Origin of the sequence: Paenarthrobacter sp. NPDC058040, from assembly GCF_042885775.1 — a bacterium.
GTDB lineage: Bacteria > Actinomycetota > Actinomycetes > Actinomycetales > Micrococcaceae > Arthrobacter.
Genome location: NZ_JBHVRN010000007.1, coordinates 180,226 through 196,493, shown reverse-complemented (window position 1 = coordinate 196,493; position 16,268 = coordinate 180,226). Strand labels below are relative to the sequence as shown.

Sequence of the window (16,268 nt, the reverse complement as noted above, 5' to 3'; positions counted from 1 at the left end):
ATAAATAATTAATCCCCTCCAACCAACCCATTGTTTGTGTGTTGATGGGGGGTTTGTTTTTTTTATTATTCAACTTTTCATCGGCCCACCTGCCCCCCGCCGGCCCGGGGGGGGGGGCCCCCCGTCGCCGTTCAGGCCCAAGCCAAAGCGAGAAGGAAAGTTAAAGAAGAAAAGCACCAATTCCGAAGAATTGGTGCTTCCCAGTGGTGGCTCCGACCGGCGTCGATCCGGTGACCTTTCGATTTTCAGTCGAACGCTCTACCAACTGAGCTACAGAGCCTAGGTGACATGTCACCTTGAGAACCGAATTGCTTCGGCGCTCAGAGCGACCCTGACGGGACTTGAACCCGCGACCTCCGCCGTGACAGGGCGGCGCGCTAACCAACTGCGCTACAGGGCCTTGCTTTGCGATATCGCTACCGCGTTTTTTTCAAGGCTTCCAGCTTACCAGACTTTTTCTGCCTGATTTACCACTTTCCTTGCGTACCCCCAACGGGATTCGAACCCGTGCCGCCGCCGTGAAAGGGCGGTGTCCTAGGCCGCTAGACGATGGGGGCCTGAACTCAATTCGAATTTCGCAGCAGGACACAACGCTTTATGCGTTCTTTTCTGCTCTCGCTCGTCCGAACTGGACTCTAAAACTTTAGAGCATGGATAGCCAGATTCCAAAATCGAGATCGGTGTGACCTCGCACACGCACAGAATCCACCCCTTCGAACATTGGCAGTTTCTTGCCGTGAAGCGTCCGAAAACCGCCAGCCGCGCCACTAAGAGCAGGACTAGATTGGCCCTATGAAAACCACCCCGGCCGGATCCGGCCAGCCTTCCCCCGCCTTGCCGCGCACCACCCCCGCGCCGGCAGCGCCCATCAGCAAGCTTGGCATTGCCGCCGTCGTCATCACCGTGGTCCTATGGGCTTCGGCATTCGTCGGCATCCGCGCCGTCGGACCCAGCTTCTCCCCTGGTTCCTTGACGCTCGGACGGCTGGCGGTTGCCGCCGTCGTGCTTGGAATCGTGGTGCTGCCGGGCCTGAAGGCGTGGCCCAAAGGCCGCGAGTGGCTGCCGATCGTGGCGTACGGCGTGATGTGGTTCGGCGGCTACAACGTGGCCCTCAACGCCGCGGAGCACATGCTCGACGCCGGAACCAGCGCCATGCTGATCAACGTCTCACCGATCCTGATCGCCATCCTGGCCGGCGTCATCCTCAAGGAAGGCTTCCCGCGGTGGCTGCTGATCGGCAGTGCTGTGGCGTTTGGCGGGGTAGCGATGATCGCCCTCGGTTCCGGGCAGCGTTCGACGGCGGATGTGGCCGGAGTGCTGTTGTGCTTGCTTGCCGCCGTGCTCGCCTCTGTAAGCGCAATCCTGCAGAAGCCCGTGCTGCGGAAGTTCACGGCAGGGCAGGCGACGTGGTTCGGCATCATGATCGGGGCCCTGTGCTGCCTGCCGTGGACCGGACAACTGGTCAACGAAGTCCAGGCCGCGCCGCTCCCCGCGACACTGGGCCTGGTGTATCTGGGGATCTTCCCCACCGCCATCGCTTTTACAACGTGGGCCTACGCGTTGTCACTGATCCCGGCAGGCAAATTGGCCGCAACCACGTACCTGGTTCCGGGCACCACCATCCTGATTTCGTGGGCGTTGCTTCAGGAAGTGCCCACCATCTGGGGACTCCTGGGAGGCGTGGTGTGCCTGGTGGGCGTGGGCCTGACGAGGCGGAACCCCAAGGCCAAGGGAACAAAGCCCACCCTGCGCGCGTCCAAGGTTAATACGCGGGCAGGGCAGGGCTGAAAGCAGGCAAGGCCTAGCGGGCCATCCCCGCGAGAAGTTCGCGGTGCGTGGGCGGGTTGGCACCCGGCCGGCCAACGGTGATGGACGCGGCCATGGAGGCCGTGGTCCCGATCCGTTCGAGCACGGTAGGAGCCATCCCGTCGCTGCCGCGCAGGAGCAGGCCCATGATGAGCGCGGACATGTAGGAGTCGCCCGCGCCGATGGTGTCCGCAACGTCCGAGGGGATGGCGGGGACATTGAGCTGCATGTGCCGGGTGGCCATGAGCGAACCGTTGGATCCCTGCGTGACCACGGCAAGTCCCGTGCCGAGCGAGAGCAGGTGGCTGGCCGTATCCTCCACGGCCTTCCCCGGGTAGAGCCAGCGCGCGTCGTCGTCACTCATCTTCACGACGTCGGTAAGCGGCACCAACTCTTCGAACAACGTCAACGCCTCGTGGTGGCTGCCCACCAGGTCCTTGCGGATGTTGGGGTCATAGGTGATCATGCAACCGCCCTGTGCCTGCTCAAGCAGGCTCCGGACCACGCTGGCCCCCGGCTGCAGGAACGTGGCGATGGAACCGGTGTGCAGGATCTTCGGCGCGTACGGCAACACCAGCGGAGACAACGCCCAGTCGATCTCGAACGTGTATTCCGCTGAGCCGTCCGCGGCGATCTGGGCCGTGGCAGTCGCCGTCCTGCTCAACGACTGGGAACCCGGCAGAAGCACCACACCCGCGCTTTGCAGGTGGGTGGCGATCGCATCGCCGCGCTGGTCCTTGCCGATGGCGGTCAGCAGGCCTGTCTTGACGTCCAGGCGGCCCAGCCCGTACGCGACGTTGGCGGGCGAGCCGCCGGGGTACTCCGTGGTCCCGTCCGGCGATTCCACAATGTCGATGAGCGCTTCACCCACCACGACGACGTCGAGGGGTTCGGGCGCGAGGGAAGGGCTGGCGGTCATGCGGTTCCTGTTCGTTGGTTGGGGAGGTGCGGAGGCGCGGCCACGGAATGCCGGTCAACGAGGGGACATTCGAACAATTCAGTGTGGCCCGGGGATGGCGTACCGGCAAGGATCAACTCCACGGCCCGCCGCCCCATGTCAATAAAGGGCAGTTCCAGGGTGGTCAGTCCCGGCCGCAAATGCGGTGCGAGCGACTCCTGGTTGTCGAAGCCCACCACGGACACGTCGTCCGGCACGGTGAGCCCCAAAGACGCGAGCGCCTGGTAGGCACCCCACGCCGTGCGGTCGTTGCCGCAGAAAATCGCCGTTGGCGGCTGGTCCAGGGCCATGAGCCGGAGCGTCTCCCGGTGGCCACCGGCTTCCTGGCCGTCGCCCGCGCGGTGGAGGTCGCCGTCGTACTCGATGCCCGCCTCGGCGAGCGCCGCGCGGTACCCTTCAAGACGCCCGACGACGGCCGGCAGGCCATCTTCGACGGCGCCGATGTTGATGAAGCCGATCCGGCGGTGGCCTGCGTCGAGGAGCTTTGTGGTGGCTGTCCGGCCGCCCACGACCTCCGACGGCGCGATGCTCGCGAACGTACCGCTGCGGTCCCTGGCATTGAGCACGACGGCGGGAACCTCGCCAAGGGCGTCCGGGACATCCACTTCCTGGTGATACATGGAGGCGTAGACCACGCCGGCAACCTTGTGGGACAGCATAGCCTCGAGCGACGCCGCTTCGAGGTCCTTGTCGCCACCTGTGTTGACGGTGAGCAGCAGCATTCCGGCCTCCCACGCGCGGGCCTGCGCCCCCTCGATGATCTTGCCCGCGAAGGGCGCGGTGGCCACATGGTCACCGACGAAGCCGATCATGCCGGCCACGCCGTCGCGGAGGACCTTGGCGTGGGCGTTGGTCCGGTAGCCCAACTCCCTGGCGGCTTGGTGGACGCGCTGCCTGGTCTCCTCCGAAACACGAACCCCGCCGGCATCGTTCAGCACCAGGGACACGGTGGCCTGCGACACCCCGGCGGCGGCCGCGACGTCGTGCATCGTGGGACCTGACCTGGTGGGGCCGGGAGTGGCACCGTGGCGGGACATGGGGGACCTGACTGTGGTGGGAGCGGGAGGCTCGGTTATACGCATAACTGAGCCTCGAAAACAGTATCTGCCAACACATCCAGCGTCAATGCTCCCGGCGCGGACTAGAGTCGAACCATGCCCGCGAATCTTCCTCCCGGCCTTCCCATCGTTCCCGACGGCGACCGCCCCTCCTCACCGCTCTCGGGGCCACGTCCCTTCGAGATGTCACCGGAGGAATTCGAGGCCGCCGTGAGCGACGCCTTGCAGCTCATTCCACCGAAGGCAGCCAGCGCCATGGACAACGTGGCAATCTTCATTGAGGACGACTACACGCCGCAGCCAGGCGAGGATCCGGATACCGTCCTTCTGGGCCTGTATGAAGGCGTACCGCTGACGGAACGCGATTCATGGTGGGAGGCGGGTTCCTTGCCGGACCGGATCACCATCTTCCGCCAACCCATCCTGGATATCTGCACCACACGGGAGGAAGTGATCGACGAGGTGGCCATCACGGTGGTCCACGAGATCGCCCACCACTTCGGCATTGACGACGACCGTCTGCACGAGCTCGGGTGGGGCTAGCCTTGTAGGCATGGGGCACGACCACAACCACTCCCACGGAGTCACGGCAACCGGCAAACACCGAAAGCGGCTCATAGCCGTCTTGGGCATCACCTTGGGGGTGGTGGGCATCCAGGTGGTGGGCGCCGTCGTTTCCGGCTCGCTGGCACTGCTCGCGGACGCCGGCCACATGTTGTCCGATGCCGCGGGCGTCTTCATCGCGCTGATGGCCGCGTGGATCGCCACCCGGCCGGCGAGCGATCAACGCACTTACGGCTACCAACGCGCCGAAGTCCTGGCAGCACTGGCCAACGCCCTGATCCTCATTGTGATCGCCGTGGTGATCATGATCGAAGCCATCCGCCGCTTCGGTGAAACCCCCGAAATCCACACCGACATCATGCTGTGGGCCGCGATCCTTGGCGCCGTGGCCAACCTCATTTCACTCCTGATCCTGCAAGGGGCGCAGAAGGAAAGCCTGAACGTCCGGGGCGCCTACCTCGAGGTCCTCGGCGATCTTCTGGGTTCGATCGCCGTTATCGTGGCCGCAATCGTCATCATGACCACAGGGTTCAGCGCCGCCGACCCCATCGCTTCCGTGCTGATCGCGCTCATGATCATCCCCCGCGCCTGGCATCTGCTCCGGGACGTGGTGGACGTGCTTCTGGAAGCAACTCCGAAGGGCGTGGACGTCAACATGATCCGCGAGCACATCCTGGCCGTCGATGGCGTGGTTGAAGCCCACGACATCCACATTTGGACCATCACTTCCGGCGTGCCCGTCTTCTCGGCGCACGTGGTGGTGGAGGACGAGGTTCTGAACGCCAGCGGAGCGGACAGCATCCTCGACCAACTGGGGTCCTGCCTGGGACGGCATTTCGATACCGAGCACTGCACGTTCCAGCTGGAACCGGTGAGCCATTCAGAACACGAGTCGCACCAGCACGCCTAGCTTTCTTCCGCCGGAACCACTGTCCCGGCGGCTCCGTCCACTGTGATGCTTTGGCCAGTGGAGAGGCGTGAGGTGGCATCAGGAACGCCCACCACCGCGGGGATGCCGTACTCCCGCGCTACCACCGCGCCGTGCGAATTGGGTCCGCCCATCTCCATGACCAGCCCGCCCGCCGTGAGGAAGAGCGGCGTCCAGCCGGGGTCCGTTGATGGCGCCACCAGGATTTCCCCTGGTTCGAGATGGGCTCCGACCGGATCCATGATGATCCTCGCGGGTGCCGTGACGACGCCGGCGGAAGCGGGGCTGCCGCTGAGGGCTCCCGGCTTGGCTGGTCCGCCTGCGAGCGCCCCTGCGGCCTCGGGCTCCGTTCCGTCCGAAAGCAGGACTCGGGGAATGTGCCTGCGCCGTAGCTCGAGCTGGTAGGCCTCCCGGCGTTCGGCCACCACGTGCTGGAGTCCGGTCCCTGCAAGGGCGATTTCGACGTCGGCGAAGTCCAGGTAGAAGATGTCCCGGGCGTCGTCAATCCGGCCGTCGCGTGCCAGTTCCGCGCCAATGAGAAGCAACTGTTCGCGCGCGGCGGCCAGCCCAAGGACCAGGTTGTACTTGGGGAGTTCCCGCATGCCTGCGAAGCGCCGTGTCCGGTCAAGGGCAACGCGGACCACCGCGGCGTGGGCCGGACTCTTTGCACGCGCCCGGGCCACGAGCCGGGACACTTGCTCCTCGGCTTCGCGGGCAGCGTCATCGAACTGCCGGGCCGGGTCTCCAGCGCCCGGCTCGAGGCGCAGGTAGTTGGTGACGACGCCCAGGATGTGCGTCGGGTCCTCGGACCAACGCGGCATGCCGAGGTCGATCTCCGCTACGGCCCGGTGTCCGTAGGCTGCCAGGAACCTGTCCAAGCCGGACCGGGAGCGCGAAGGCAGCGTGCCGTTTTGATAGGCCTCGCTGAGTTCGGCCGCAGTCCGGGATGCGAAGAACTCCTTGGCTTCGGGATCCTGCCGGATCTTCGTCGCCAGACTCCACAGTTCAAGGTCCATCTCCGTGGTGACGTTGTTGGGCAGGCCACGAATCACGGTTTGGAGCTCGTTGTAGGAAACGCCTGTTCCCAGGAGCCTGCGGACCAGGGCCAGCATGGCGAACCCTACGGCCGGCAGCGGCAGGACCTGGGGAACGGTGGCGAAGATGGCCTGACCAAGGATTTCCTCTACATGGCGGAGCCGTTGCTTACTGGTGGCTCCCTCCGGCGGAGTCAGCGATTCCTGCAGCTCGCGGTCCAGCCGGTCCAGGCGCCTCATGGCCGACGCCGGCCGGAACAGTGCCCGGAAAACAGTCTCCGGCACCCGGTACTTGGCGGCAACGGGACCAACGTGCCGGAGGAGCTTGAACGGCGTCCTGTTGGTGACGGCGAAACGGGGATCGTTGCCCAGCCCGCGGATCAGGGCAGCAGAGCGGGCCTCCATGATGTCAAAAACCCTGGGCACGATCATCCGGCCAACCCTGCTGCGGAGAACGGACGTGACATCGAAGAAGATGCGCTGCCCGGCCTCGTAGTAGGGCGACGGCCCGGACCGCGGGTTGGGTACGTCAAAGTCGGCCTTGCCCGCCACACAGGAGGCGATGAGGCGGATACCCGCCAATCCCATAGGTGTCAGGGGCCGGGTGAGCCCTTGGGCCAGGCTGAAGTTCAGGAACGCGTGCTCACCGGGAATGGAGGGCTTCCTGGTGGTTTGCGGATACAACGTGGTGATGGGCCGCGCCTGGGTGAGCCAGAGCTTTCCGGCTTGGTCGATGGCCCACTCGGTGTCCTGCGGAGAGGAGTAGTGCTCCTCGACCCGCTGGCCCAGTGCTGCGAGGGCCTTGACCTGCTGGTCGCTCAGGCAGGGTTCCGGGGGCGCGTCCCCGGCATGTTGCTCCACCCGCTCCGTGCCGCCACCGGCCACGGAACGGATTTCCACCTGCCTGTCGCCTACGGTCCGTTTGAGGATGGCGCCGCTCCGGGCATCCACAATGTACTGGTCCGGGTTCACGGCCCCTGAAACCACGGCCTCGCCAAGACCAGGGCTGGCATCGATCACGGCTTCACCACGGCGGCCGGTCACCGGGTTCGCCGTGAACATCACCCCTGCCGTGGCGGACTGGATCATCTCCTGGACGACGACGGCCAACGCCACCGTGGAGTGGTCAATGCCGTTGGTGGTCCGGTAGCTCACTGCGCGATCGGTCCAAAGGGAGGCCCAGCAGCGGCTGACGGCGTCCAGGACGGAGTCGACGCCCACGACGTTCAGGAAGGTGTCCTGCTGCCCGGCGAAGCTCGCAAACGCAAGATCTTCCGCAGTTGCCGAAGACCGGACCGCGACCGGGACGTCGGTACCCAATGCAAGATACGCGGCCCGTACCTCTGCGGCCACTTCGGGCGGCATTCCGGCGTCGAGGACCAGGGACCGGGCGCGGGCCGCAAGCGGATTAAGGTTGGCGGGGTCTGGCCCGATCGTGGGGCCTCCGCTTTGCCCGGCCGCGCCGGAGGCGGCCTCCAGGGCCTCGAAGACCTCTCCCAGGCCGGCCGATGCCAGCGAATGGCGGTAGGCCGCCGTCGTGAGGCAAAAGCCGGGAGGTACCGGTAATCCGGCAGCGGTCAGTTCACCGAGGTTGGCAGCCTTGCCGCCGACGTCCGGAAGCATGCCCGCCCGGATCTCATCCAGCGGCAGGATGAAGCCCAAGCCGGCGGCATCCTGCGGCTGCGCCTGCGTTTGCCCTCCGGCCCATGTGCCGGGGTCCTGGCCTTCCATCGACCGGCCCCTTGACCCTATGCAGCCCCGAGCATGGGACCGAAGTTTGCCCGGTCGGCGAGTCGCGGGTCCTCGCGGTCGGGAACCACCAGAACGGGGCCCTTGGCGTGGTGCAGGACGCCGTCCGAGGTAGAGCCCAGGAGCATCCCTGCAAAACCACCACGGCCCCGGGTACCCAGCACCACAAGCTCAACGCCCCTGCTGGCTTCCACCAGGACGTCCACGGGCGAGCCGTCGGTCAGTTCGGTTTCAACTGTCAGTTTGGGGAAGTGGCTGCGGAGCCAGGCGACTCCGGCGTCCAGTTGCACCTTGATGTCCGCGAACAGGGCATCCCGGTCCAGGGGCGCGGGCACCCAAGCCAGGGAACCGCTGTATTGCGGAACAGCGCAAATGACCCTCAGCTTGGCCCCCATCCGCTCAGCTTGTTCGGCCGCTTCCAAGACGGCGATGCGGGCTTGCTCGGAACCGTCGACCCCCACCACCACGACGTTCTCCACCGTGCGCGGACCAGCCTTGGCATGTTCAGCCTTGATATGCCTGTCCTCGGTGTTTTCGCCCAAGCGGTCGGCGCAATACAGCGGCACTGTGACCGTAGGGCATTTTGCGTGGGCCGGGAGCGCACTGCTCACCGAGCCCAGGAGACGCCCGACGAATCCCCCTCGCCCCCGGCTTCCGAAGACCAGCAAAGCAGCCTCGGCTGACAAGTCCAGGAGCACTCCGGCAGCATCTCCGTTTTCCACGGAGGCATCAACATCCAGGTCATAGGAAGAGACCTTCTCCATGGCCTGCTTGGCGATTGCCTCAGCACCCTCGCGGATCACGGAATCGTCCACGGTTGCGTATCCACCGTCCAGTCCGGAGGCCGCAAAGATCGGCACCGAATAGGCCGTGACGATGTGGAGCGGGAGTTGACGGCGTTCAGCTTCGCGGGCCGCCCAGACGAGGGCGCACTGACCATGTTCCGAGCCGTCTACTCCTACGACGATTCCACCGGGCGCAACGGCTTCTCCGTCGCCGTTCCGGGGTTCTTCAACGTGATTGCCGTGCTGGTCCATGGGGCCCGCCTCTCCACCTGCTGCTTTTGTTCCGGTCATTCTGCCAGAGGTTTCACCCCTCGGGGTGACGCGCCCGGCCTGGTGCGAATATCCGGGGAAGGAGAAGTCCAGGGCATCGCCTTCCAATGCCCACTATTCTCGGTTGCCAAGGCCGAATCAAGACGGCTTTTCGCTACCTGCATAACGGTCCGGGCTCGGTTTCGGGTGTCCTTTTTGGACGCCGGATGAACAAGTAAAAACACGCTGTCACGGAGGCTATCCATGGCCCCAAAAGTTCTGTAGTGTTCGAGTCACCGAATGGCCGGCAAGCGTGTTCCAGGACACACCCGGCCATTTATTTGCGGCCGCTTGGGGAGCTTGGACGCGAACAACGCGCTGCCTTCGGGCACACACGTCAAGGAGGAACCAAGCAGTGTCATTCACGCCTGATTCCGGCACAGAGCGCACCACTACCGTGGTGATTGGAGCCGGGCTTTCCGGTTTGGCCGTGGCCAGCGAACTCAGCCGCTACGGCGTTCGCTCCATTGTGGTGGACGGGTTTGGGTCCCTGTCCACGTCGGGACCCTCCGTCCACACGGGAATGCTGCAGCGCTGTGATGCGGCAGACCCGGCGGCCATGGTGGAACGAAACCAGATCCTCCGGCACCTGCGGAACTACGCAGCCAGCCACCAACTCGATGTGCGGAGTTCCACCAAGGCCGTGCGGCTGGACTTCCTGGGAGCCAACGTTCCCGGACAACTTGAGCCCGCACCCCGCCAATGGGCCGTGCACACCGCCAACGGGATACTCCTCGCGGACCACATTGTGGTGACGCGCTGCGCCCAGAGCCAGTTGCGGCGGATGCTGGCTGAGCTGGGAATCGCGATCGGCCAAAACCTCGTTGCCGCCATGCGTGCGGTGGGAATGCACCTGGTGGGCGTCGGTGAAATGATCACCCCCACCCCCAAGGAAGTGCTTCGGCAGGCCAAGGCGGTTGGGCAGGCAATCTCTTTGAAGGTTGCCCTGCCCGCCGGACCCGGTATCACGGCAGGGCCTGGCATCGCGATCGCCTGACGTTCTTAAAAGCCAAAGGCCGGCACCCGGAGAACAAGTCTCCGAATGCCGGCCTCTGGTATTTAAGCGTGAAGCTTAGGCGCCAGCGCGTACATACGTGATGGGGCCCGTTGCGGTCAGCCAGCTGATCGGGTGGATACCCGTCTGGTTGCCGTTGATGCCGCCGCTGATGGCCTGGCCGTTGCCGATGTAGATGGCAACGTGGCCGGACTGGACGATCATGTCGCCCGGCTGCGGGTCGCTGACTACCTTGCCGTAGTTCAGGAACTGCATCGGAGCAAGGTCACCCACGGGGATGCCTGCGGAGCCGAGGGCGCGTTCCACCATGGCGGTGCAGTCCTGCATGATGCCGATCTGGGCGTAGGCGGAAGCAACCATGGCTGCGTTGACGCTGCCGGCCGGTGCTGCTGCTGCAGGTGCGGCAGCGACGGAGGCGGTAGCCGTGGCGGTCGCCTTGGCGGGAGCGGCAGCAACGTTGGCTGCCGCCTTCTTGGCCGGAGCCTCAACTACGGGAGCCGGCTTTTCGATGACCGGAGCGGCCACGGAGGAAACCGCGGGGCGCTCGAAGTTGATGGTGGCCGTTGAAGCTGCGGTGACAACCTTGTTGGGGGTTTCCGCAACGGTTGCGGGGCTGGAGTCGCGCTGGACCGGAGCCTGTGCGGGCGTCTCGGCAGCGTGGGCGGCGATGGAGCCGGTCAGGACCAGCCCGGAAGCTGCAGCGATGACGGCTGCCTGGCGGCCAGCGCCGGAAGCGTTGCTGGCAACGGCCTTGGAGATGGAGATGAACGGATTGGGACGCGCGATGTCCGCCTTACGACGGCCGCGAAGAATGCGTGAAGACATGAAAGAGCCTCTCCCGATGCCTGCGAGGTTAGCTGTCGGATTCGGATGGGAGTCACCCGGCCACTATCCCCCGCTGTCCAGCGGAAGCTTCGTGACTTCACCCCAAGGCGCACTCAATGGCGGCCTAAAATGGGTTCCCCGTCTCTGCCGTAGGTTTGTCTGCGAACGGATTCCGGACTGCGGCAGAGCTAGGCAATCAGGCCGGAAGTGCCTCGAAGATGGATCAGGCACAGGTACTACCGTACGCGATGATCACCGCAAAGTCACATTTGAGTAACGAGCAGGGCGCGTTGCGCGTGTCGCGGTAACCGATTCGAGATTTTCGCAGCTATGTAGAAAACCGCGTCATTCCGCGGGAGTATCGCCCTCGGCATCGTTGGAGGCAGCCAGCTTCCGGCGGGCAGTAACGGCCAGGAAGATCACGAGTCCCACGGCCACCACGGCGAGTCCCACAATGCTCCAGGGGAAGGGCTGCGAAGCCGCCGGAGCCGGCTCGCTGGAGCCGCTCCCCGGAGCTGCTGTTCCGGCGCTCGGAACCGTGGCTCCCGAAGCCGACGTGGAAGGTGAGGCACCCGCCGAACCGCTTGTCGTCGTCGTGCTTCCAGCGGCGGCAGTGAACTTGAAAGTGCCCTCAATGGGGTGCGAATCGGAGCTGACAACGCGCCACGTGACGGTGTACTCACCGGCCGGCGCGCCCTCGCGCAACTTCTGGACCGCTTGGTTGTCGATGATTTCGACCGCGCCGTCCGCCCAGTTTTCGCCGCCCGCGGTCACCGTCACACCGGAGCCGATGGCCAGCGGGCGGTTGTTGAACGTGATGGAGACCGACGCCGGAACTGCCGCCACGGTGGCACCGTTCGCCGGAGTGGTGGACTCGGCGACGTCGTGCGCGGACGCGGGGGCGGCACCAAACAGCACCGCGGAGGCGAAGGCAAGAGCAGCTACGACGGCGGCCAGAAGCGGGCGGACGGTACGCATGGGGCGGTTTCTCCTAATGTTGGCTTCCTTACAGACTAGGCGAATCGTCCGGGCGTCCCGTATCCGCAGGCATAGGATTTGAGAGCACACTCACCCGATCCCCGGAGACCTTCATGCTTAAACAAGGTTCTGCCCTCGACCGTTACTTCAAGATTTCCGAACGGGGCTCCACGTACTCGCGGGAAATCCGTGGCGGGTTCGCGACCTTCTTTGCCATGAGCTACATCGTGGTCCTGAACCCCCTGATCCTCTCCGGAGCCGATTCCAGCGGGGCATCCCTGGGCTTCACCGCGGTCGCCGCCACCACGGCGTTCGTTGCGGGCATCCTGACCATCCTCATGGGCGCCTGGGCCAAGCATCCGTTCGCGGTGGCGACAGGCCTGGGTGTCAACGCCTTCGTGGCCGTCACCGTTGCCTCGCACCCGGGGCTGACCTGGCCGGACATGATGGGCTTGGTTGTCCTCTCCGGCCTGACCATGCTGATCCTGGTCCTCACCGGCTTCCGTACCGCGGTGTTCAAGGCCGTTCCGGAAGCCCTCAAAACGGCGATCGTGGTGGGCATTGGCCTCTTCATTGCGTTGATCGGCCTGGTCAACGCCGGATTCGTCCGCCGCATCCCCGACGCCGCCGGAACCACGGTTCCCCTGGGCCTCGGCGTGGATGGCAAGCTCATGGGCTGGCCCACTTTGGTGTTTGCCGTGGGCCTCATCCTGACGATCGCCCTGGTGGTCCGCAAGGTCCGTGGCGCGATCCTGATCGGCATTGTGGTGTCCACGGCGCTGGCCGCCATCCTTGAATTCACCCTGCACATCGGGCCCAGCTTCGATGGCAAGAACGTCAACCCGCGCGGCTGGTCGCTGGTAGCCCCCACGTTGTCCGAGTGGGGCGCCCCGGACCTGTCCCTCATCGGCAAGGCCAACCCGTTCGGCGCATTTGAGCACCTGGGCTTCATCGCCGCGGCACTGCTGGCGTTCGTGATCCTCCTCAGCATCTTCTTCGACGCCATGGGCACCATGGTGGGTCTGGCCAACGAGGCCGGAACCGTGGACGAGCACGGCAACATCCCCAACGTGGACCGCGTGCTCCAGGTGGACGCCCTCGGGGCGATCGTTGGTGGTGGGGCCTCCGTCTCGTCCAACCAGATCTTCGTCGAGTCCGGCGCGGGCATCGGCGAGGGCGCCCGCACGGGCCTTGCCTCGATCGTCACCGGCGTGCTCTTCCTGGTGGCCATGTTCTTCACGCCGCTCATCAACCTGGTCCCCTTCGAGGCGGTAGCCCCTGCGCTGGTGGTGGTGGGCTTCATGATGGTCTCGCAGGTGGGCAAGATCGACTGGCAGGACTGGGGCGTCGGCATCCCGGCCTTCCTGACCATCGCGCTGATGCCGTTCACCTACTCGATCGCCAATGGCCTCGGCGCCGGCTTCATCTCCTACGTCCTGATCCGCACTTTCCAGGGCCGCGCCCGCGAAGTGCACCCGTTGATGTGGGTTGTGGCCGCCGCGTTCCTGCTGTTCTTCGGGATCGGCACGGTGGAAGAACTGCTCGGGGTCAAATAACTCCCCGCCGAGATGGCATTAGATGACAATGTTCGGCCCTGGGATTGTCATCAAATGCCAACTCGCGGTGGCGCGTAGGCCCGGATGTCCGGCATCTCAGACACCCCGGACCCGGAACTGCTGGCTTTGGCAGTCCGGGTCCGGTGTGCTTAAAGCATGGAAACAAGCGCCCTCACCGTAGACGTCACTCCCACGCCATGGACCGGCCGCTTCGACGGCGACGGCGACGAACACCGCCGCTGGTGGCAGGCTGTGGCTCCCCACACCGCGGAGGCGTCCGCAGGGGCTTTGCGTCCCGCCGTCGTGCTTGGTTTTTGCAGTGACGCCGGCGTCCGTCGCAACAAGGGCCGGGTAGGGGCCGCCGCAGCTCCGGCCGCGATCCGCTCCGCACTGGGTCCTCTGGCGTTCCACCTGGACCGGGACCTGTTCGACGCCGGTGATGTGATTGTGGAGGACGACTCGCTGGAGGCGGGCCAGGAGCGCGCCGGGCGCGCCATTTCGGCACTGCTCGACGGCGGAAACCTCACCGTGGTGCTGGGCGGCGGACACGAGACCGCATTCGCCAGCTATCTGGGTGTGGCGGGATCGGACGCGGTGCGCAGCGGACAACGGCTGGGCGTGCTGAACCTCGATGCGCACTTCGACCTGCGGGATGACGCCACTCCGAGTTCGGGTACGCCCTTCCTCCAGATGGCCCAGGAGGAAGCCGCCGCCGGGCGCGAACTGCAGTACGCCGTCGTCGGTATTTCGGAACCCAACAACACGCGGACGCTGTTCGACACCGCCGACCGGCTCGGCGTTAAGTACCTGCTGGACGAACTGTGCTCGCCGGAGGCGGTGGAGATTTTCGTAGCCGACTTCCTGGCCGGCATTGACGTGCTGTACCTGACGATCGACCTCGACGTCCTTCCGGCCTCGGTGGCCCCGGGAGTGAGTGCGCCGGCCGCCTATGGTGTGCCGTTGCCCGCGATCAGCGCAGTCTGCAAGCAGGTTGCGGCCAGTGGAAAGTTGCTGCACCTTGACGTCGCGGAGCTGAACCCGGAGTTCGATATCGACGCCCGCACCGCCAAAGTGGCAGCCAGGCTGGTGAACACACTCCTCGCGTGAGCCCTGTTATCCGCCCGCCCGTCCGCATAGCCTGTGTGGAGGGAAGGACGGCGATGAACGCAACTCCTGCGCAGAACAAGTGGACCTGGGTATCCGGTCCGGTGGCCGTGGCCCTAGGTCTCGCTGCCCATGTTGTGTCCGGAGGAAGCGCGCCGGCCATTCCCGTCCTGCTGGGCTTTGTGGCCCTCGCCGCGCTGGGTGCCCAGCTGTTGTCCCGCTGGATCCACGGGCCGCTCCTGCTACTGCTTCTGTCCGGGGCGACCCAGCAGCTGTTGTTCTTTGGCTTCAATTCCTTGGGCGGTTCCATTCCGGGACTCGGGTCGCTGGATCACCTGCACGGAACGGGCCAGATTCCCCTGCCGGTGTCCCCCTCCGAAGCTGCCCCGGTCCACGCCGGCGATCTCATGCTGTACACGCATGCCGCGGCGGCAATCCTCACCCTGCTGATCGGCGCGGGAGTGGCCAAGCTGGCCGGACGGTCGTGGCGGGGACGCAGCCTTCACGCGGCGCAACTGTAGGAAACGTTGGCGTCGTCCGGCGTCAGGCTGCGTAGTTGAGCGTCAGCCGCCGCAAAGAACTTTGATCCGGCCTTGCCACCGCGCCTAGTGTCGTTTGCACGTGGTGTACCCAAGAGGCCAGGGAGCTGCCTGCAAAGCAGCGTACGCGGGTTCGAATCCCGCCACCACGTCTCTTGACCCGGATGGCCTGCGCGAGTTGGCATTTGATGGCAATGTTGCCCCCGAACATTGGCATTAACTGCCAACTCGCGGGGAGTCATTGGGCGCGGGGTTTACTGGGCCGCGTCGAAGCCTGCGAGGAGCCGGCGTGACGCGGTGACCATGTGGGAGCGCATCGTTTGGCTGACGGCCGACGCATCCCGGGCCTTAAGTGCCTCGTAAATCGCTGTGTGCTCCTTGAGGGCAGCCTCCGCGTGCCCTTCGTCCGTCAGGGCGCGGTCCACCCAGATCCGCAGCAGGGAACGGATGCTCTGCAGGAGTTCCTCCAGGACCGTGTTTCCGGAGGCAGCGGCGATCTCCCGGTGGAAGGCAGCGTCCGCCTCGACGAAGGCCGCGAGGTTGTCCAGGTTCTTTTCCATGGCCTCAAGGTCGGCCTGCATGCGCTCCAGGGCTTCGTCCGTGACACGGAGCGCGGCCAGCTCGACGGCCTGAATTTCCAGTCCGCTGCGTAGCTCAACCAGCTCACGCGTGCGCGGCTCCCCCAACATGAGGCCCCAGCTGAGCGTCCGCGGCAAGAGTTCGGAGACGCCGTCGCGCAGGTACGTCCCTGAACCCGGCCGAACAACAACGATTCCGAGAATCTCCAGGGCAGCCAATGCCTCGCGCACTGCCGATCGCCCGACACCCAAGGATGCCGACAGCTGGCGTTCCGCGGGAAGGCGCGTGCCGGGCGCGATGTCGCCGCTGGTGAAGTACGCAAGCAGTCGCTCGGCTACTTCGGACACCACGGAGCCTTGCTCCATGGGGGCCAGAGCTGCCGTCATGTGGGCCGCTGCGGCGGCGGGGTTTACAGGCATCTTCAAAGCGTAGCAACCGGATGACCAATCAGGACTCATCAACCGGTTGACCAATTTAGAAT

At 65.3% G+C, this 16,268-nt stretch carries 14 protein-coding genes, 4 tRNA genes and 1 riboswitch; of the genes, 8 read left to right on the top strand and 10 right to left on the bottom strand.

The features are described from left to right. Positions 1-204: 204 nt before the first annotated feature. The 3 genes from ACFVSJ_RS11665 to ACFVSJ_RS11655 all read right to left on the bottom strand — a co-directional run bounded on the left by ACFVSJ_RS11665 (position 205) and on the right by ACFVSJ_RS11655 (position 557). A tRNA-Phe gene (locus tag ACFVSJ_RS11665) sits at positions 205-280 on the bottom strand. 46 nt (positions 281-326) lie between these two features. Continuing rightward, positions 327-400: transfer RNA gene (locus ACFVSJ_RS11660), tRNA-Asp, on the bottom strand. Positions 401-484: 84 nt separating this feature from the next. Beyond that, positions 485-557 (bottom strand) — tRNA-Glu (locus ACFVSJ_RS11655). Between the two features lie 235 nt (positions 558-792). Between ACFVSJ_RS11655 and ACFVSJ_RS11650 the strand changes: the two genes are divergently transcribed. Further along, positions 793-1,788, top strand: coding sequence for a DMT family transporter (locus ACFVSJ_RS11650; RefSeq protein WP_387436950.1), 996 nt, complete (start codon positions 793-795; stop codon positions 1,786-1,788). Positions 1,789-1,801: 13 nt separating this feature from the next. Here the strand turns inward: ACFVSJ_RS11650 and ACFVSJ_RS11645 are convergent, their stop codons facing one another. Both ACFVSJ_RS11645 and ACFVSJ_RS11640 read right to left on the bottom strand, forming a co-directional pair. Continuing rightward, positions 1,802-2,725, bottom strand: a complete 924-nt coding sequence (locus tag ACFVSJ_RS11645; protein WP_387436949.1) for a carbohydrate kinase — start codon at positions 2,723-2,725, stop codon at positions 1,802-1,804. Next, complete coding sequence (locus ACFVSJ_RS11640; RefSeq protein ID WP_387436948.1) at positions 2,722-3,846, bottom strand: LacI family DNA-binding transcriptional regulator; 1,125 nt, start codon at positions 3,844-3,846, stop codon at positions 2,722-2,724. Before ACFVSJ_RS11640 ends, ACFVSJ_RS11645 begins: the two co-directional genes overlap by 4 nt. A 72-nt stretch (positions 3,847-3,918) precedes the next feature. Between ACFVSJ_RS11640 and ACFVSJ_RS11635 the strand changes: the two genes are divergently transcribed. Continuing rightward, positions 3,919-4,365, top strand: a complete 447-nt coding sequence (locus ACFVSJ_RS11635; RefSeq protein ID WP_387436947.1) for a metallopeptidase family protein — start codon at positions 3,919-3,921, stop codon at positions 4,363-4,365. A gap of 10 nt (positions 4,366-4,375) precedes the next feature. Beyond that, complete coding sequence (locus ACFVSJ_RS11630) at positions 4,376-5,296, top strand: cation diffusion facilitator family transporter (RefSeq protein ID WP_387436946.1); 921 nt, start codon at positions 4,376-4,378, stop codon at positions 5,294-5,296. Here the strand turns inward: ACFVSJ_RS11630 and ACFVSJ_RS11625 are convergent. Continuing rightward, positions 5,293-8,079, bottom strand: coding sequence for a PEP/pyruvate-binding domain-containing protein (locus tag ACFVSJ_RS11625; protein WP_387436945.1), 2,787 nt, complete (start codon positions 8,077-8,079; stop codon positions 5,293-5,295). The two genes, ACFVSJ_RS11630 and ACFVSJ_RS11625, sit on opposite strands and share 4 nt — an antisense overlap. A gap of 17 nt (positions 8,080-8,096) precedes the next feature. After that, positions 8,097-9,134, bottom strand: a complete 1,038-nt coding sequence (locus ACFVSJ_RS11620) for a universal stress protein (protein WP_387437075.1) — start codon at positions 9,132-9,134, stop codon at positions 8,097-8,099. Positions 9,135-9,546: 412 nt separating this feature from the next. Here ACFVSJ_RS11620 and ACFVSJ_RS11615 point away from each other — a divergent pair, with 412 nt between their 5' ends. Then, positions 9,547-10,188, top strand: a complete 642-nt coding sequence (locus ACFVSJ_RS11615) for an FAD-dependent monooxygenase (protein ID WP_387436944.1) — start codon at positions 9,547-9,549, stop codon at positions 10,186-10,188. A 75-nt stretch (positions 10,189-10,263) separates the two neighbouring features. Here ACFVSJ_RS11615 and ACFVSJ_RS11610 read toward each other — a convergent pair whose 3' ends face one another. Both ACFVSJ_RS11610 and ACFVSJ_RS11605 read right to left on the bottom strand, forming a co-directional pair. Further along, positions 10,264-11,031, bottom strand: a complete 768-nt coding sequence (locus ACFVSJ_RS11610; RefSeq protein ID WP_387436943.1) for an NlpC/P60 family protein — start codon at positions 11,029-11,031, stop codon at positions 10,264-10,266. 3 nt (positions 11,032-11,034) lie between these two features. Then, positions 11,035-11,226: riboswitch (cyclic di-AMP (ydaO/yuaA leader) on the bottom strand. A gap of 150 nt (positions 11,227-11,376) precedes the next feature. Next, entirely contained in the window at positions 11,377-12,009 is a 633-nt protein-coding gene (locus tag ACFVSJ_RS11605; RefSeq protein ID WP_387436942.1) for a copper resistance protein CopC, read from the bottom strand. A gap of 113 nt (positions 12,010-12,122) precedes the next feature. Here ACFVSJ_RS11605 and ACFVSJ_RS11600 point away from each other — a divergent pair, with 113 nt between their 5' ends. From ACFVSJ_RS11600 to ACFVSJ_RS11585, 4 genes are all read left to right on the top strand, one after another. Continuing rightward, positions 12,123-13,565, top strand: coding sequence for an NCS2 family permease (locus ACFVSJ_RS11600; RefSeq protein ID WP_387436941.1), 1,443 nt, complete (start codon positions 12,123-12,125; stop codon positions 13,563-13,565). Positions 13,566-13,721: 156 nt separating this feature from the next. After that, complete coding sequence (gene hutG / locus ACFVSJ_RS11595) at positions 13,722-14,672, top strand: formimidoylglutamase (protein ID WP_387436940.1); 951 nt, start codon at positions 13,722-13,724, stop codon at positions 14,670-14,672. 53 nt (positions 14,673-14,725) lie between these two features. Further along, entirely contained in the window at positions 14,726-15,190 is a 465-nt protein-coding gene (locus tag ACFVSJ_RS11590; protein ID WP_387436939.1) for a hypothetical protein, read from the top strand. Between the two features lie 99 nt (positions 15,191-15,289). Beyond that, positions 15,290-15,360 (top strand) — tRNA-Cys (locus tag ACFVSJ_RS11585). A gap of 102 nt (positions 15,361-15,462) precedes the next feature. Here the strand turns inward: ACFVSJ_RS11585 and ACFVSJ_RS11580 are convergent. Beyond that, on the bottom strand, positions 15,463-16,206 hold the full coding sequence (locus ACFVSJ_RS11580) for a FadR/GntR family transcriptional regulator (protein WP_387436938.1): 744 nt from the start codon (positions 16,204-16,206) through the stop codon (positions 15,463-15,465). Positions 16,207-16,268: the final 62 nt, after the last annotated feature.

Excerpts from the sequence above, each read along its gene's own strand:
- ACFVSJ_RS11650 (WP_387436950.1), top strand. The coding sequence starts at position 793 with ATGAAAACCACCCCGGCCGGATCCGGCCAGCCTTCCCCCGCCTTGCCG.
- ACFVSJ_RS11645 (WP_387436949.1), bottom strand. The coding sequence starts at position 2,725 with ATGACCGCCAGCCCTTCCCTCGCGCCCGAACCCCTCGACGTCGTCGTG.
- ACFVSJ_RS11640 (WP_387436948.1), bottom strand. The coding sequence starts at position 3,846 with ATGCGTATAACCGAGCCTCCCGCTCCCACCACAGTCAGGTCCCCCATG.
- ACFVSJ_RS11635 (WP_387436947.1), top strand. The coding sequence starts at position 3,919 with ATGCCCGCGAATCTTCCTCCCGGCCTTCCCATCGTTCCCGACGGCGAC.
- ACFVSJ_RS11630 (WP_387436946.1), top strand. The coding sequence starts at position 4,376 with ATGGGGCACGACCACAACCACTCCCACGGAGTCACGGCAACCGGCAAA.
- ACFVSJ_RS11625 (WP_387436945.1), bottom strand. The coding sequence starts at position 8,079 with ATGGAAGGCCAGGACCCCGGCACATGGGCCGGAGGGCAAACGCAGGCG.
- ACFVSJ_RS11620 (WP_387437075.1), bottom strand. The coding sequence starts at position 9,134 with ATGGACCAGCACGGCAATCACGTTGAAGAACCCCGGAACGGCGACGGA.
- ACFVSJ_RS11610 (WP_387436943.1), bottom strand. The coding sequence starts at position 11,031 with ATGTCTTCACGCATTCTTCGCGGCCGTCGTAAGGCGGACATCGCGCGT.
- ACFVSJ_RS11605 (WP_387436942.1), bottom strand. The coding sequence starts at position 12,009 with ATGCGTACCGTCCGCCCGCTTCTGGCCGCCGTCGTAGCTGCTCTTGCC.
- ACFVSJ_RS11600 (WP_387436941.1), top strand. The coding sequence starts at position 12,123 with ATGCTTAAACAAGGTTCTGCCCTCGACCGTTACTTCAAGATTTCCGAA.
- hutG (WP_387436940.1), top strand. The coding sequence starts at position 13,722 with ATGGAAACAAGCGCCCTCACCGTAGACGTCACTCCCACGCCATGGACC.
- ACFVSJ_RS11590 (WP_387436939.1), top strand. The coding sequence starts at position 14,726 with ATGAACGCAACTCCTGCGCAGAACAAGTGGACCTGGGTATCCGGTCCG.
- ACFVSJ_RS11580 (WP_387436938.1), bottom strand. The coding sequence starts at position 16,206 with ATGCCTGTAAACCCCGCCGCCGCAGCGGCCCACATGACGGCAGCTCTG.